General features: G+C 70.1%; 14 protein-coding genes. 8 read left to right on the top strand and 6 right to left on the bottom strand.

What is annotated here, in order from left to right:
• Positions 1–21 precede the first annotated feature (21 nt).
• The 4 genes from MXD60_RS14765 to MXD60_RS14780 all read left to right on the top strand — a co-directional run bounded on the left by MXD60_RS14765 (position 22) and on the right by MXD60_RS14780 (position 2,801).
• Positions 22–1,239, top strand: coding sequence for a beta-ketoacyl synthase N-terminal-like domain-containing protein (locus MXD60_RS14765; protein WP_248819666.1), 1,218 nt, complete (start codon positions 22–24; stop codon positions 1,237–1,239).
• A gap of 133 nt (positions 1,240–1,372) precedes the next feature.
• Positions 1,373–2,110, top strand: a complete 738-nt coding sequence (locus MXD60_RS14770) for an SDR family NAD(P)-dependent oxidoreductase (RefSeq protein ID WP_248819640.1) — start codon at positions 1,373–1,375, stop codon at positions 2,108–2,110.
• Entirely contained in the window at positions 2,110–2,454 is a 345-nt protein-coding gene (locus MXD60_RS14775) for an antibiotic biosynthesis monooxygenase family protein (RefSeq protein WP_248819641.1), read from the top strand. Before MXD60_RS14770 ends, MXD60_RS14775 begins: the two co-directional genes overlap by 1 nt.
• Positions 2,455–2,483: 29 nt before the next feature.
• Positions 2,484–2,801 (top strand): antibiotic biosynthesis monooxygenase family protein, encoded by a 318-nt coding sequence (locus tag MXD60_RS14780; RefSeq protein ID WP_248819642.1) that lies wholly within the window; start codon positions 2,484–2,486, stop codon positions 2,799–2,801.
• 123 nt (positions 2,802–2,924) lie between these two features.
• On the opposite strand, the gene MXD60_RS14785 is transcribed toward MXD60_RS14780, so the two are convergent.
• A complete protein-coding gene (locus MXD60_RS14785; RefSeq protein ID WP_248819643.1) occupies positions 2,925–3,266 on the bottom strand; it encodes an ATP dependent DNA ligase in 342 nt (113 codons plus the stop codon).
• 40 nt (positions 3,267–3,306) lie between these two features.
• Positions 3,307–3,927, bottom strand: coding sequence for an ATP-dependent DNA ligase (locus tag MXD60_RS14790; protein ID WP_248819667.1), 621 nt, complete (start codon positions 3,925–3,927; stop codon positions 3,307–3,309).
• A gap of 415 nt (positions 3,928–4,342) precedes the next feature.
• On the opposite strand from MXD60_RS14790, the gene MXD60_RS14795 reads away from it, so the two are divergent.
• The 3 genes from MXD60_RS14795 to MXD60_RS14805 all read left to right on the top strand — a co-directional run bounded on the left by MXD60_RS14795 (position 4,343) and on the right by MXD60_RS14805 (position 9,652).
• A complete protein-coding gene (locus MXD60_RS14795) occupies positions 4,343–5,599 on the top strand; it encodes a hypothetical protein (protein WP_248819644.1) in 1,257 nt (418 codons plus the stop codon).
• Between the two features lie 500 nt (positions 5,600–6,099).
• Entirely contained in the window at positions 6,100–7,257 is a 1,158-nt protein-coding gene (locus MXD60_RS14800; protein WP_248819645.1) for an enoyl-CoA hydratase/isomerase family protein, read from the top strand.
• A 1,057-nt stretch (positions 7,258–8,314) separates the two neighbouring features.
• The gene (locus MXD60_RS14805) at positions 8,315–9,652 is read left to right on the top strand and encodes an ATP-dependent 6-phosphofructokinase (RefSeq protein WP_248819668.1); all 1,338 of its coding nucleotides are present in this window, start codon (positions 8,315–8,317) and stop codon (positions 9,650–9,652) included.
• Positions 9,653–9,716: 64 nt separating this feature from the next.
• On the opposite strand, the gene MXD60_RS30340 is transcribed toward MXD60_RS14805, so the two are convergent.
• The 3 genes from MXD60_RS30340 to MXD60_RS14820 all read right to left on the bottom strand — a co-directional run bounded on the left by MXD60_RS30340 (position 9,717) and on the right by MXD60_RS14820 (position 13,381).
• Positions 9,717–10,652 (bottom strand): GNAT family N-acetyltransferase, encoded by a 936-nt coding sequence (locus tag MXD60_RS30340; protein WP_248819646.1) that lies wholly within the window; start codon positions 10,650–10,652, stop codon positions 9,717–9,719.
• Between the two features lie 211 nt (positions 10,653–10,863).
• Positions 10,864–12,138, bottom strand: coding sequence for a homoserine O-acetyltransferase MetX (gene metX / locus MXD60_RS14815; protein WP_248819647.1), 1,275 nt, complete (start codon positions 12,136–12,138; stop codon positions 10,864–10,866).
• Positions 12,089–13,381, bottom strand: a complete 1,293-nt coding sequence (locus MXD60_RS14820; RefSeq protein WP_248819648.1) for a bifunctional o-acetylhomoserine/o-acetylserine sulfhydrylase — start codon at positions 13,379–13,381, stop codon at positions 12,089–12,091. The genes metX and MXD60_RS14820 overlap by 50 nt, the downstream gene beginning before the upstream one ends.
• A gap of 613 nt (positions 13,382–13,994) precedes the next feature.
• Between MXD60_RS14820 and MXD60_RS14825 the strand changes: the two genes are divergently transcribed.
• Positions 13,995–15,245 carry a DUF222 domain-containing protein gene (locus MXD60_RS14825; RefSeq protein WP_248819649.1) on the top strand — a complete coding sequence of 417 codons (1,251 nt, stop codon included), beginning with the start codon at positions 13,995–13,997 and terminating at the stop codon, positions 15,243–15,245.
• Here the strand turns inward: MXD60_RS14825 and MXD60_RS14830 are convergent.
• Positions 15,214–15,627 (bottom strand): ATP-binding cassette domain-containing protein, encoded by a 414-nt coding sequence (locus MXD60_RS14830; protein ID WP_518467984.1) that lies wholly within the window; start codon positions 15,625–15,627, stop codon positions 15,214–15,216. The genes MXD60_RS14825 and MXD60_RS14830 overlap by 32 nt on opposite strands.
• Positions 15,628–15,982 lie beyond the last annotated feature (355 nt).

Raw genomic sequence — 15,982 nt, forward strand, 5'->3', positions numbered from 1 at the left:
GGGTCGCCAACGTCCCGGCCGGTGGTGACCGGCCTCGGGGTGGTCGCGCCCAGCGGCATCGGGGTCGAGGAGTACTGGGCCTCGACGCTGCGCGGCGAGTTGCGCGTCGCCCCCATCACCCGGTTCGACCCGGCCCGCTACGACGCAACCCTCGCCGGTGAGGTCGTCGGATTCACGCCGGAGGAGCACGTCGACAAGCGGTACCTCGTGCAGACCGACCGCTGGACCTGGTTCGGGATGGCCGCGTCCAGGCTCGCCTTCGCCGATGCCGGCTACGACCCGGCCGCCCACGATCCGTACGCGACGGCGGTCGTGTTCGGCAGCGGCTCGGGCGGCAACGACTTCGGGCAGCGGGAACTGCAACGCCTGTGGACACGGGGACGTACCGCCGTGAGCGTCTACCAGTCGATCGCCTGGTTCTACGCGGCGACCACCGGCCAGACGTCCATCCGGCACGGCCTCAAGGGGCCGTCCGGTGTCCTGGTCAGTGATGGTGCCGGCGGGCTCGACAGCCTCGCCCAGGCCAGGCGGGCGGTCCGCCGCGGCACCTCCGCCGTCCTCGCCGGCGCCGCCGAGGCGGGGCTCACGCCGTACGCGCTGACCTGCCATCTCTCCAGCGGGAGGGTGAGCACCGCGGCGTCGCCCGCCGACGGCTACAAGCCGTTCGACGCGCGGGCGAACGGCTACCTGCCCGGGGAGGGCGGCGCGAGTCTGCTCGTCGAGGACCCGGCGTCGGCGGCCGCGCGGGGAGCGTCCCGGATCTACGGGGAGATCGCGGGCTACGCCGCCACGCATGACGGCGGCGACGACCGCGGGCCCGTGGCGGGCGGCCGCTGGCTGGCGACGGCCATGCGGCGGGCGCTGGCCGATGCCGACCTGCGACCTGACGACATCGATGTCGTCTTCGCCGACGGTGCCGGTTCCGTCGACCTCGACGCGCGGGAGGCGGCGGCGATCCGCGCGGTGTTCGGCGACCGGCCGGTGCCCGTGACAGCGCCCCAGGGCCTGATCGGCCGGCTGTGCGCCGGCGGCTCGGCGCTCGCCGCGGCCACGGCGCTGCTGTCGATCCGGGACGGTGTGATCCCCGCCGTGGGGAACCTGGACACCCCGCACCCCGATCACGGTCTCGACCTGGTGCGGGAGCCTCGCCAGACCCGGGTGCGGACCGTGCTGGTCAACGCCCGAGGCTACGGCGGGTTCAACAGCAGCCTCGTGCTGCGTGCCGTCGAGCAGGGCTGACCTCACGCGCCGAGGTTGCCCTCCGGGCCCGGCCCTGCCCTGCCCTGACGCCGCACGTGCCGGCCCGATTCCGATCCCGATCCTTCGACGTCCGAAACCCGATTGTTCTTTTGACTCAGGAGACGAGACAGCGATGTTCCCAGACCTGGCCGGGCGACGAGCCCTGGTAACCGGCGGTACCCGTGGCATCGGCCGAGCCGTCACGCTCGGTCTCGCCCGAGCCGGCGCCACGGTCGTCGTCGGTCACCAGCGGGAGAGCGAGGAGGCCGAGAGCCTGCGCCGCGAGCTGAAGGCCACCGGCAAGGACCACCTGCTCGTGCAGGCCGATGTGGCCGATCCGGCGCAGATCGGGGAGTTGATCGAGGCCACCGGCACCCACCTCGGCGGCCTCGACATCGTCATCAACAGTGTCGGCACCATCAGTCACATCCCGTACGCCCAGCTGCCGATCGAGGCCTGGACGCAGGTGCTGGCCACCAACCTCACCGCCACCCACCTGGTCACCCAGGGCGCCCTGCCGCTGCTCGGCGACTCGGGCTCGGTGGTCAACATCGGCTCCGGCGCCGGGCTCGTCGGCGTGCCGCTGCGCGCCCACTACACCGCTGCGAAGACCGGCCTGATCGGGCTGACCCGGTCCCTGTCGAAGGAACTCGGCGCCAAGGGCATCCGGGTCAACCTGGTCTCCCCAGGCGTCATCGAGACCGATCAGGCCGCCGGCATGCCCGAGGCGGCCCGGGCCGCGTACACCAACCGCATCCCGCTGGGCCGGCTCGGCGAGGCCGACGAGGTCGCCGCGGTCGTGCTGTTCCTGGCCAGTGACGTCTCGTCCTATGTGAACGGCGCCACCTTCACCGTCGACGGAGGAATCTGATGACCGCGACCCCGCCCTTCCGGATCATGCTGACGATGCGGATCCACCCGGGCCGCGAGGCCGAGTTCGAGCGCACCTGGCTGAACATCGGCGACGTGGTCACGTCCCATCCCGCCAACCTCGGCCAGTGGCTGGTCCGCTCCGAGGAGGAGTCGAGCACTTACTACATCGTCAGTGACTGGGTCGACGAGGCCAAGTTCCGCGAGTTCGAACGCAGCGACCGGCATCTGAAGCACCGGCAGGCCCTGCACCCGTTGCGGGCCAGCGGTTCCATGGTCACGGGCAGCGTGCTGACGCATCTGTGTGGCGCCGCCGCCACCGCGCCGGTCGCGGCGGTCGGCTAGCCGTGGTCGCCGAGCCGACGGTCCGGGTGATGATCTGGGCGATCGATCCGCCGGACGACCCGGGCGCCGTGGAGCGGGCCTACCACGAGATCAGCTCGAAGCTGGTCGGCACCGAAGGCCTGCTCGGCAACACACTGCAGCGATCGGCGGCCGATCCGCGCCACCACGTGGTGGTCAGTGCCTGGGCCGGCATGAGCCAGTTCACCGCCTGGGAACAGGGCACGAGCCACCGCGGCACCACCTCACCGCTGCGGCCGCTGCAGGACCCCGACCGCCGTCCGATGATCTACATCGAGGCGGCCGCGTACGGTCCGACCGGCGCGTTCGACCAGCCACCCACCGGCTGACCAACGCGCGTGCCGCCGTCGCCCGGCGGAAGAGGCGCTCGGACCGGTCCCATCCGCAGGCCGGGGTCGGTCCGAGCCGTCGGGACGCACCGTGCTGCCGCCCGGCCGGCGGGAGTCGGGAGGTCACCCTTGTACGTCACGATGCGTGTCGGCGGGCGCCAGATCGAGTCGAAGCCCCTTGAAGATGGGATGGCGCAGCCGTCCCTCGGTCGTCCGGGAGCCGAACTCGACGTCGGCGATCATCTGTGGCTCCACCCAGACCGCCGTACGGCCGACCTCGGCGGGAACGTCGCGGAAGGGCGGGTCGGCCCGGCGCAGGAGAGCCAGGGCGGTGGCCAGCCGATCCAGCATCGCCTCGGTGAGACCGGAGCCGACCTGGCCCGCATAGCGCGGACCGCTGGGCGCTGCGGTGCCGACGAGCAGCGCGCCGATCTGGTCCGCTCGGCGACCAAGACCGACTCCCAACCGCCGATGAGGACGCTCTGACGTCGGGTGTGCCGAATCTTCACCCAGTCGGCTGAGCGACGTCCGGCTGATACAGGGAGCCACGTCGTTTCGCGACGACGCCCTCCAGCCCCGCCTGGCCGGTGGCGGCCAGCACCTCGCGGCCCGTTCCTTCCAGCTCCTCGGACAGGTGCAGCCGGCCGGGCCCGGCGAGCGCCGCCAGCAGCGCGCGCCGTTCGGCATAGGGCAACCCCATGGTGGAATGCCCTTCGAGAAAGAGCAGGTCGAACACGAGGTAGCGGACCGGGATCGCGGCAGCGCCCCGGCGGGCGAGCGCCGGGCTGGCGACGTGCACGCGATGACTCAGCCGTTCGAAGTCAGGACTGCCCGTCGGGCCGAAGGCGACGACCTCTCCGTCGAGAATCACCTGTGCCCTGTCCAGCGCCGGGCCGAGGGCGCCAAGCTCGGGGAGGACCGCGGACACGGGCAGCCCGCTGCGTGTGCGCAGGCGGGCCCGCCCTCCGTCGACGAAGGCCAGCAGACGGACACCATCCCACTTGACCTCGTAGGCCCAGTCCGGCCCATCCGGTGCGGTCAGCGCCGGCGTGGCGAGCATCGGCTCGATCCGGGCGGGCATCGGCTCCGCGTCGGGAGCCCCGGACGACGCGACGCGACGCACCATCACGCTCCGATCCTCCGGCCTCGGGTGGGGCAGGCCGCTGTACCCCGGCCGTCGGCCACTGCGGCGGCACCAGCGCGAGCCCGGCCCGCGTCGTCGCTGCGTGGCCGTGGGGGAGTTGACCTGCAACGGTTTTCGCGAACGTCGCAGGCGCGTTCACCCTGCGGTGTACCCGCTGACCGGCGTCGGGCGCCTTCGTCCGGCGGTCCTGCCGTGGTGGTTCCGCTCCGCGAGGTCGGTTGCCCCGCGGCAGATGCGCTCGACGTGACCGGCCGTGCGGTTCACGGCGCCATGAGGCGCCACTGCGTGGCAATTCGGCGCCCTGGTGTAGAAATGCGCCGTCCGTCTGGAGGCGCTGGCAGGCGGCGGTCAGCGGTGCTGACGACCGTTCCGGACGGCGCGCTTTCGGGAGATGTGGATGCCTGACTCGTCCGCGTTGGACGTTCTTATCGGACTTGCGCTGCTGTTCGCCGCGTTCAGCCTGGCGGTCTCCCGCCTCAACGAGGCCGTGCTCGGCCTGCTGAACTATCGCGGCCGCCGGCTGGAGGCAGAGCTGCGCCGGCTGCTGGGAGGCCGGGCCGCCGGCGGCCCGCAGCCCGGTCCGGACGGCCACGCGGGTGCCGATCTGGCATCGGAACTGCTCGACGGACCCCTGCGGGCGCTGCGCACCGCGGGCGACGACAACGGCTCCGCCAACATGGCCGATCATCCACCGGCTCGCGGCGGATGGGCCGCGGTTCGACGCGCGCGACGCCTGCGGCTGCCGTCCTATGTCCCGTCCACCGTGTTCGCACAGGCCCTGGTCGACCGCGTCGATCCGCCGGCCCGGGCGATGCTGACCCAGCTTCGCCCGCAGACCCTGCCGGACCAGACGTCCGCGGACGACCGCTCCCGCTATGAGGCGGCCTACGAAGCGGCGACCCGCGTCCTGAACGGGACCACCGCCGAGGCCCTGTACGACGCGCTCCCCGCGGATCACGCGGCCGGCCGCGTGATCGCCGCGGCCCTGGTAGCCGCCGTTGGCTCCGCGGCGGTCGGGACCCTCGAGGAGGGGCTGGCCGCCATGCCGCCCTCGTTGGCGAAGAACGCGCTGACAGCCGCAGTGGTCCGCACCGGCGGAGACCGAGAGAAGATCATCGCCGAGTTGGCGAAGTGGTACGACCAGGCGATGGACCGCCTTTCGGGCTGGTACAAGCGACGCGTCGCCGTGTTCCTGCTCTGCTACGCACTCGCCTTGTCCGCCGCGTTCAACCTCGACGCGATCGGCATCGCCCGCGCCCTGTGGCAGGACGGCACGGTCCGTCAGGCCGCGGTGACCGCCAGCCAGGTGGTTCAGTCCGCTCCCGCGAGGGCCGACGGGTCGGCGGGCACGGGCGATCCGCGGGCCGGCGACGCAACGGAGTCGCAGGCAGCGGATGCCACCGAAGAAGCGATTCGAGCAGTGCGAAGCGCCTCCGGCCTCGCGCTACCGATCGGCTGGATCCGGGCCACCGACGACCGTGACGATCCCCGTGAGGTGCCCCGGTCGGTGGAACGCTGGCTGGTGAAGATCCTGGGCATCGCGATCGCGTGCTTCGCCCTCACCGCGGGCGCGCCGTTCTGGTTCGAGCTGCTCGGACGTCTCGTCAACATGCGGTCCACCGGTCCGAAGCCCCGCTCTGCCACCAGCAGCTGATCGTCCACGCGCCGAGCGCGACCCGCGGCAACTCGTTGACCGGCCGGGCCGATCGGAGGAGCGTCGGACACGATGCCTGGACAGGGCTGGCGGGAGGGCCCCTTCGGCCTACCGATCCTCCAACAGCCGCGTGCGTGGTTCGCCGGACCGATCCGGGTTCGCCGTGAGGTGGGCGACCACACGGCATTCGTCGTCGAACGGTCGGCGGCGCCGCTGCGGGTCCGTTCCACCAGCTCGGCTTCTGAGATGTCCGGGACATGCGTCCGGGACATCCGACCTGACCGGGTCCCCGGCCCTTGTCGTCCGAGCCCTCTCGGCGGGTGGGAGTCCTGGCGCACTAGCGTCCACCCCGTGACCTTCTCCTCGGGCGAGCCCGCTCGAACGGTGCCGGCGCTGATCGCAGGGGCCATCTTCGCGCGCAGGCGCGTGGTCCCCACCGCGGGCCATGGTGGCAACGGAGCGGAAACCCTCCGTCCCGCCCCGGCGGTACGGCCCGGCAGATGATCTCCAGTCCAGCCGCTGTCCTCGCCGAGATGTGGGCTGACCCGGAGGCGTTCAGCCCACTGGGCAGTCGAGTCCTGCTGGCTGTCGACGCGGCGTCCGTAGACGCGGTCAGAGTCGCGGAACTCGGACGGCGGTTGCCCTGTATCTGCGTCGCCGTCGCGGACGATCCGCGCTCGGCTCCCACGGGCATCACCACAGCCGGCTTCGACATCCTGCTCACCAGCGAGCCCGAAGCGCCCCGCCCCTGGGTGAGTGTCCCGGGGACGATGGCAGCGACCGTCGACCTGCTGTCCGGCGCGGCCAGGGCGAACCCGTTCGCCGCGGTCGCGCTGGCGCAACTGCTGCGATCCAGCACTGGCATCGACATCCGGGACGCCGTGGTGGCCGAGTCGTTCGCCTACTCGGCTCTGCAGGCGGGGCCGGAATTCGCCCACTGGCTTGCCCGCCACCGGCAGCGCCGTGCGAGGCGGGCGGCCCGAGACACCGACCGCCGAGACACCGCGGTTGCCCCGGCGGACTCCAGGGGGAAACCACAGCCAGCGGAGCGCGGGAGCCCAGCCGCGAGCGGCGCCTGGGGATCCGCCCCTGCCGTCCTCGTCCACCGGGACAGAACGGCACTCATCGTGACCCTGAATCGACCCACGGTGCACAATGCGGTGAACGCCGCTGTGCGTGACGGCCTCGTCAGTGCGTTCCGGCTCGCCGCGCTCGACGACGACGTCACGGAGATCCGCCTCGTGGGCGCCGGGTCGTCGTTCTCCAGCGGCGGCGACCTGACCGAGTTCGGCACGTTGCCCGGCCCTGTGCAGGCGCACTCTGTGCGTACGACCCGCAGCATCCCGCTGAGCCTGCTTGCTACCCGGCTTCCGACGACCGCCTTCGTGCACGGACTGTGCATCGGGGCGGGTGCGGAGCTGCCCGCGTTCTGCGGACGGGTTGTCGCCGCTCCCGACACGACCTTCCGCCTCCCGGAGACCGCGATGGGCCTCGTTCCCGGTGCCGGCGGCACCGCGAGCCTTCCGCGGCGGATCGGCCGCGAGCGCGCGACCTACTTCATCCTCAGTGGCCAGGCCATCACCGTCGAGCTGGCCCTGGCCTGGGGGCTCGTCGACGAGATCGCACCTCGGCCGGCCATGCCCGTGGCCGGCGACTGAGTTCCCGCCCGGTTACCGGGCCGCTGTGCGACCGAGCCTGCCGGTCGGGAGCACGGCACGACGGACAGCCGCTCGACGCGCTCGCCGTCGCGTCGAGGACCGCCGTCGCGCCGTGCGGATCTGGCCGCGTCCCGATCCCTCCTCGGGCGCAGCCGCCAGGGTGGGCCTTCGGAGCGGCATGCCGCTGCGAGAGGTGCGAGCTGCGGACCCGACGGTCAGCCTTCTTCTCGGGCCAGCGGCCACCTCGCACCGCGACGCTCCAGGGCTGGGACAAGGGTCGTCCGCCGTATTTCTCCGGCAGTCCGAGCATCGCAGCTGATGACCGCCGGCGGCAGGTCCGTTGGACTCCGGCCGCACGGACAAGTGGCCGGCGCGTCGACCGGACGACCGGCCTGCCCGGGTCGGGCCGCCTGGCCGTCGCTCCAGCCGGGCGCGTCGTCCGCATGTGAACGAATCGCACGTGAGTGAGCACATCGTGTCACGTCAGACGTCATGATCGGCGCTGGGTCGGCAGATGGCGCCTGCCCGTCTCCGGCCAGGGCGCCCAGCGGTTGGAAGCGCCGTTGACATCTTCCTGACATGCCACGGTGACGTTTGGGGAGGTCGAAGGTGGGCGGCCTGGGCGCCATTCGTCCCCAGTCGAACCGGATCGGGCGGGTACGGGGGGCAAGGGCCCGACACCTCCCCCCGCGGGCTGTCGTTGGCGGCGTAGAGCTGCCGCGAGCTGGGAAGACGACAGTCGGAGGCGGGGCCTGAGAGCGCGTCGGGTCGGCCGATCTGACGGGTCCGACGCCGGGGCGGGCACGGAGGTGTCCGCGCGAGCCAGGTTCCGGTCGGTGTCGGGATGCGGTTACGCGGGTTTCCAGTGGATGAAGTGAATGTTTCCGTCCGCTGGTGACCGGGTTGGCCCGCCGATGCCACCGTCGCGGTGGGTTTGGGGCGGTAGTCTCGGTCTGGAAGAACTGGGATGATCGACGGCGCCCTGCGGCGGGCTCACCCGGGTATGTATGGAGCGGAAGACACGAAGCGCCAAACGAGACGTGAGGGCCGGGCAACGGTGGGTGCGCCACTGCTGGTGGATAATGCCGATCTATCGGTTAAGACCATGGGTCCATGCCGGATAGATTCACCTCTTCTGCCCCTGTTGGGCGAACGGCCAACGACGCAGCATTACATCGACGAGGCAGACAAGGTCCTCTACGACGACACCACCTCCATGATCAGGGAGCGTGGTGTTGATCTTGCTGAGCTGCCGGGGTTCGAGCCGGCTGGCCCGCGCCGAAAGATCTACTTTGATCCTTCCAAGACCCGAGTCGGTATCGTCACGTGCGGCGGCCTTTGTCCCGGGCTGAACAACGTGATCCGCGGGCTCGTCCTGGAGTTGACCTCGCACTATCGCGTCCGGCGGATCGTTGGTTTCCGCAACGGCTACCAGGGGTTCATTCCGCGCTACGGTCACGACGTCATCGATCTCACCCCCGAGAGCGTGGCGAGCATCGACGACGACGGCGGGACCATTCTCGGCAGCTCCCGTGGCCAGCAGGATCCGGGCGAGATCGTCGACTGCCTGTCCCGCATGAACATCAACATTCTGTTCGTCATCGGCGGGGACGGGACGCTTCGCGGGGCGAAGGAGATCTCCCGGGTAGCCACCGAGCGCGGTGAGAAGATCGCGGTCGTGGGGATCCCGAAGACCATCGACAATGATATTCCCTACATCGACCAGAGCTTCGGCTTCCAGACGGCTTTCGGCAAGGCCGCGGAGTCCATCCGGGTCGCCCATGCCGAGGCAACCTCCGCGCCCGGTGGGCTCGGCGTCGTCCGCCTCATGGGTCGACACTCCGGTTTCATCGCCTGCTACGCGACTCTCGCCAAGAGCAACGCGGATGTTGTGCTTATCCCGGAACTGCCCTTCAAGCTCGAGGGCGACGGCGGGCTGCTGAACTACCTGCGCAGCCGGGTGCTCGAACGCGGCCACGCCGTTGTCGTCGTCGCCGAAGGTGCCGGCCAGGAGCTCATCACCGACCAGCCAGAGGGTGCCGACGCCTCCGGCAACCGTAAACTGCACGACGTCGGCCAGGAGATCTCCCGCCGGATCAAGGAATATTTTGACTCCGAGTCGATCGAGCTGAACCTGAAGTACATCGATCCGAGCTATCTCATCCGCAGCGTTCCGGCGAACCCGTACGACAGCGTGTACACGATCCGCCTTGCTCACGCCGCTGTTCACGCCGCGATGTCCGGTCGTACCGAGATGGTCGTCGGCCGCTGGCGGCGCCGTTTCATCCACATTCCGATCGGGCTGGCGGTCAGCCAGCGTAACCAGGTGGACCCGGCCGGCGATCTCTGGATGTCCGTGCTTGAAGCAACAGGCCAGCCGCCCCGCTTCGAGTAGAGCCGACGCGGCGGCCTCTGGGTGGGTGACGATCGGTGATCCACCTGTGGCCATGGGCACTCCCTCATTGCCGAGTGAGTCGCGCTGCCAGACCAGCCCGAACGCCGGGCCACTCCGCACGGAGAACCGAGTAGTACGCGGTGTCGCGGGCCATGCCGTCGGTGGCGAGCATGTGTGCCCGCCGAATTCCTTCGAAACGCGCTCCCAGCCGCTCGATGGCGGCCCGTGAACGGGCGTTGCGGGCATCGGTCTTCAAACAGACCCGCACGGCCGACCAGCCATCGAAAGCATGGCCAAGCAGCAACAGCTTGGCCTCGGTGTTGATGGCGGTGCGTTGAGCGGAGGCGGAAAGCCAGGTCGCGCCGATCTCCGCCACCGACGGTAGATCCGCACACGCCGGCGGGACGTGGCGCTCGGCCCCCGGCTGGCCCGCAACCGATCCGTCCGGTGCGGAGGCGTCCGCTGCGTCGCCGTCCTGACTCGGCCGAGAGTGACCTGCGTTCGACTCCGGGGGAGACGGCCAGCTGCCGCCGGTGTGGACAGCCCCACCGTCGACCTGTGCCAACCCGGAATGTTGTGTCGACGTCTGAACGGTCACGGTGCTCACCACACTTCCGTGTACCGTCGTGCTCGTTGTGGTCCACGTCTGGCTATCCCCGTTGGACTGCTCCGTAGCTGACCAGCTCGTGGCCGTGACGCCCACCTGGCGGACACCGGCATCCGGCCGCCAGAAACCAAGATCGAGAAAGCGCGTGGAACCGACCAGGCGGCCACCATCGATGTCTTCCGCGGCCAGGTCGCGAATGGCAAAGGGCACTGCGAGTTCCCCGTCGCGATCCGCGATGGCCGCCGCCACGTAGTCGACCATCGCCGAGCGGGTCGCCGGAACGCCCGTGAAGCCGTACGTGACCCGGTTCTCGGTGGCGGCGCGCAGCAAAGCGTCCACGTGGTCGAGGCGCAGCGGTTCCAGGCGGATACAGCGACCGGAAAGCACCGGCATGGTCCAGGGGAGGGGGAGGCTAGACACGCTGCCAGGATGCCGCCGGGGTGGAGTTCCGGCCAGGCCTTTTCGCGCGCCCTTACCTCCGGTGCTTCGATCCGCGGCCCGGCCGCCCTCGTCGCAGCGTCACAACCTGGAACCGGCCGCGGCCTGCGAGGCTGGCAATGTCACCGCCCTGGTCGGGCCCACCGCACGTCGACCGGGCAGGCTGTCATGGGGATGGGAGGGCGGTGCGGATGATGTCGCCTACCTGCTCCGTCTCGATGAGAAAGCCGTCGTGCCCGGAGCGGGAACGGACCCGGTGGATCGGAGCACCGGTCAGCCCGGCGATGCCCTGCTGCAGCCGAAGTGGATACAGCCGGTCAGAGTCGACGCCGGCAACGGTGAACGGCACCGGACAGGACCGCAACGCGGCGGGGACTCCACCGCGACCCCGGCCGACGTCCTGGGTCATCATCGACCGGGTCAACGCAACGTAGGAGCCGGCGTCGAAGCGGTGCGAAAGCTTTCTGGCATGGTGATCGAGATACGACGTCACCTCGAATCGGCCGTCGGCCCGGACCCGTGCGGCGAACCGGTCCTCCAGCTCCACCTCGCTGCGATAGCTGATCTGGGCCATGCGGCGTGCCAGACCCATGCCCCCGTGGGGGCCCTGATCCCAGGGCAGGCCGTGGTAATCGCCGCCATGCCAGCCAGGATCATCGATGATCGCTTGAACCTGCAGGTCGTACAGCCCGATCTGCTCCGCGGTGGCGGTCGCGCCGCAGGCGAGAACAACCGCGTGCCGTACCCGCTCAGGGCGGCTGACAGCCCATTCGAGTGCTCTCATGCCGCCCATCGAACCGCCGATCACTGCCGCCCACCGCCGGATGCCGAGACCGTCGGCGAGCGCCGCCTCGGCACAGACCTGGTCAGCGATGGTGATCTCGGGCCAACGGCCACCCCACGGCTGCCCGTCGGGACCGACACTGGCGGGACCGGTCGTGCCCTGACAGCCACCGAGAACGTTGGGAACAACGACGTGGAACCGGTTGGTGTCGAGCGCGCGACCCGGACCGATCAGGCCGTCCCACCAGCCCTCGGTGGAATGGCCTGCTGCTGCCGCCCCGGCGGCATGGCTGTCACCGGTCAGCGCATGCAGGACGAGCACCGCGTTGTCCGCGACTGAGTCGAGCCGCCCCCACGTCTCGTAGGCGACGGTGACATCCGGCAGCCGGCCCCCGCGCTCCAGGGGCAACGATCCGGGTAGCTCCACGAACCGGCGGTGCCCGACAGGGTCGACCCCCGCTCGCCACGCACCGCGGAGGACCACCTGTCCGCTCGGATCAGCGTCGGCGGAGCCTTCCTGCTCGTGGGCGGCCGAGCCGGCCCGGCCAGGCCCGGCGAGCCCGGCAGGCTCCGCCCCGGCCGGCGAGATCGGGGCGGAGTTGTCCCGCTCAGCCTTTGGCCGCACGGAATCCGGCGTCGAGGTCAGCGAGGATGTCATCGATTCCCTCAATGCCGACTGACAGGCGGATCAGATCGGGAGTGACACCCGCTGCGGCCTGCTCGGCCTCGGTGAGCTGCGAGTGCGTCGTCGTGGCGGGATGGATGATCAGCGAGCGGACGTCGCCGACGTTCGCGAGGTGGCTGAACAGTTCGACCCCCTCCACGAACCTGCGCCCAGCCACAGCGTCCCCAGTGATGCCGAACGACAGGATCGCACCCGCGCCGCGCGGAAGTACCTGCTGCGCGCGGGCGTACCACCGCGAGGACTGCAGACCGGGGTAGGCGACCCACCTTACTTCGTCGCGGGCCTCAAGCCATTCGGCGACGCGCTGAGCATTCTCGACATGCCGCTCGATTCGCAGCGAGAGAGTCTCAAGACCCTGCAGCAGGAGGAAGGCGTTGAACGGTGAGATGGCCGCGCCGATGTCACGCAGCAGCTGCACGCGAGCCTTGGCGATGTAGGAGCCGTGGCCTAGTGCCTGCCAGTAGACAAGCCCATGGTAGCTCGGGTCGGGAGTGGTGAAGTTCGCGAACCGGCCGGAAGCGCCGTAGTCAAAGCGGCCACCGTCGACGATCACCCCGCCGATGGCGGTGCCGTGTCCACCGATGAACTTCGTCGCCGAATGCACAACGATGTCGGCCCCGTGCTCCAGCGGCCGGTAGAGGTATGGCGTGGCGAGAGTGTTGTCGATGACGAGCGGAATTCCATGGGCATGGGCAACCTCGGACACGCCGGCGGTGTCCAGAACGTCGCCGCGCGGGTTGCCTATGGTCTCACCGTAGAACGCCTTTGTGTTCGGGCGCACGGCATCCCGCCACTCCTCGAGATTGTCGGGGTCGGCGATGAAGGTGACCTCGATACCGAGCTTGGGCAGGGTGTAGTGGAACAGGTTGTAGGTTCCGCCGTAGAGGCTGGCGGAGGCAACCAGATGATCGCCGGACTCGGCGAGGTTGAGAATCGCCAGCGTCTCGGCGGCCTGTCCCGAAGCGGTCGCCAGGGCTCCGATGCCGCCCTCCAGCGCTGAGATGCGCTGCTCGAACACATCCTGCGTCGGGTTCATGATCCGCGTGTAGATATTGCCGGGCTCGCCGAGCGCGAAGAGTGCCGCCGCGTGATCTGTATCGCGGAAGACGTAGCTCGTCGTCTGATAGATCGGGACGGCCCTCGCGCCGGTGGTCGGATCGGGGTGCGCTCCCGCATGAATCTGCTGGGTTTCGAACGACCAGCTTTCCGTGCCCATCTGTCAACCTCTCCCCATTTTATAGATGAAGATGAGTGCTGTTACGCGAACATTCGAGCGGGTCACCGAGGGTCCGCTGTGTCCGCAGGCATCTGTGGTGCGCCTCGCGGGCGGCGTCCGCGACATTCTGACCGTCGATCGCGTTGTCCATCGCACACGGAACCGGCTCGAAGGTGCCAGGTATCGCCCTGGCTGCCGTATTCGTGGGTACACCGCCGGCGGGGTGGGCTAACGGCGGTCCCGACGCCGGCGGGTGTGTTCGACCGGCTGTCAGCCGACGGAAGGCCTCGCGGCTGTGGCGGTGATACGGAGGGGGACTCCGTCGAGACGCGGGCAGCCCGTCGAACATCGTCCGCTGGCTGGTAGCCGGGCTGGACGTCGGGGGAGTGACCTCACGTTTCCGACGCTAGCAGCGATGCGCGCCGTTGTCTGCCACCACCGACTGCTCCGATCGAATTTGTCGAGAATAACTGCGGCCGGCGCGTGCGGCGGGGTGGGTCATTCAGCGCTGCCCTGGTGGGTTGTGGTGATGAAAAAGATGAAAAACTGCGAGCGGTGATGTTACCAGCGCGTATGACTAACATTTTCACTCTCTCGCCTCTACGGTTCATCCATGACGATCGATGCTGCCGCGCCGCCGGGCCATCCACCGGTCTGCTCTGGGCTGGCCACGTTGACCGGGCTGCTGGACGAGGTGATTCCTGCGCCACTCTGGTCGTTGTCCGACGCTGACCTCGACGACGCGCTGTACCAGTGCTCGGTCCAGCAGTCCCGCCTCGCAGCGCTGCAGCTGCGCATCGTGCGGGAGGTCGACGGCCGCAATCTCGCGCGCCAGGCCGAGCCAGGTTCCACCGCTGACCACATCCGGGCCCGCTTGCGGCTGCAGCCGCTTGACGCCGCCCGTCTGGTGGACCTCGCGGCCGCTGTTGACGGCCCGCTGGCCGCCACCGGGCGGGCGCTCGCCGAGGGCGCGGTCACCCCCGCCCAGGCGATGGTCATTCGGAAGTCACTTCGATCACTTCCCCTGGAGACCAACCTCGAGGCCAGGCTGGAAGCGGAGCACCTGCTACTGGGCCACGCACGCTCGTTCGATCCAGGTGAGCTGGCCCGGGTGGGACAGCGGATCCGCGAATGTCTGCGCGCCGCTGCGGGCAGGAAACCCCGCCGTCGGACGCGGCGTGCCACCAGCACCAAGGACAGCGAGGAGGCCAGCCGGAAGCACGATCCGTCGCCCGGGCCGGGCGCCCGCGGAGACTCCGACGACGATCCGATGGAGGGCGTTGGTGAACATGCGTCATGGGACGGTGCCGAGGGCGGGACTCCTCCGGCGCCGGGCAGCGGTCCGGGAACCGGAGAGGGAGACATCCACGAAGGCAGGGCGCGCAGGCGCGGATCACCTCCGGGCACCGAGCCGGAGAGCAGCACCGAGCGCGGGGACGCAGACGGAGCCCCCGCCACGAGTGGTGGGCCGTCGGCGGCCGAGGACCGGTCCCTGCACCTGATCGATCTGCTCGGTGGCGGGACCCGGATCATCGCCGAACTCGACAACGAGGCAGCCTCCGTGGTGTGTGAGGCGCTCGAGCCGCTGGCGACACCCAGCTCCTCAGCGGACAGTCGCAGCGCGCCGCGACGACGGGCTGACGCCCTGGTCGAACTCGCGCGACGCGCGACGGAGGCGGCACGTCCGCCGCAGGGCAGAGCTGGCCCTCGCCGCGCTCCGGCCGGTGCGTGGGCCCTGCTCTTCCGCGGATCCACGCCCTACGCGGACCCGGGTACGGGAAGCGAGTGTGGCGTGGAGCGCCGTCGCCGCCTGCCCGTCCGTCGGCAGCGGGTTACGGGCAAAGTGGAGAAACAGCACGCATGAGCGACGAGCGCTGAGGTGGGCACGACAGTGTCGGTGCGAAACCGTGGGGGCAACGATCGGCGGCTGGCCCCGTCTCCGGAGCGCGACGGTACTCGTCCCGAGGCATCCCGGTCAGCTCGGCCAACATCTCCACGTTGCGCCGTACCCTGCGCCAGGGAAGCAGAGTCGGGTCCTGGAACACGTAGCTGATCTTGTCCATCGCCACCTCGACCGTGCCCGCGGAGGCGTCGGTCAGCCCTGAGGCCAACCGGAGCAGCGTGCTCGTGCCGCAGCCGGACGCGCCGACGACACTGACGAACTCTCCGTCCCGGACCGTCAGGTCGATCGGCGCGAGCGCGACGGTTCCGTCGGGATAGCGCTTCTGCGTGCCTCGGAACGCCACAACGGGCGACGCGGTGGAGACTCCCGGCCCGCCGGCGTCGCCGACAGGGGAAGCGGGAAGCCGCGTCGGCGCGTCCTCGCTGGCCGGCTGGTGAAACTGTCGTGGACGCCGTGCTGGTGGGCACCTGTGGCGCGAGCCGAGGGTGGTCGCCGGCTCATCCGCTGGCCGTGCCGTTCGCCGCGGGGGTGGGCGTCGACAGCGACGAGGATGGACTGGTCGGGTCGCCGGTCGTGCCGCCGGGCCCCGGCGCGGGCCAGCGGACGGCGGCAGCAGCCAGGTCGCGGGGATAGATGGTCGTGAACGTTCTGTCGACGTTCTGCTCGATGACCGTCGCGGCGAGAGCGTTCTGGTGGGT

The organism is Frankia sp. AgB32, from assembly GCF_023243045.1.
Classification (GTDB): Bacteria; Actinomycetota; Actinomycetes; order Frankiales; family Frankiaceae; genus Frankia.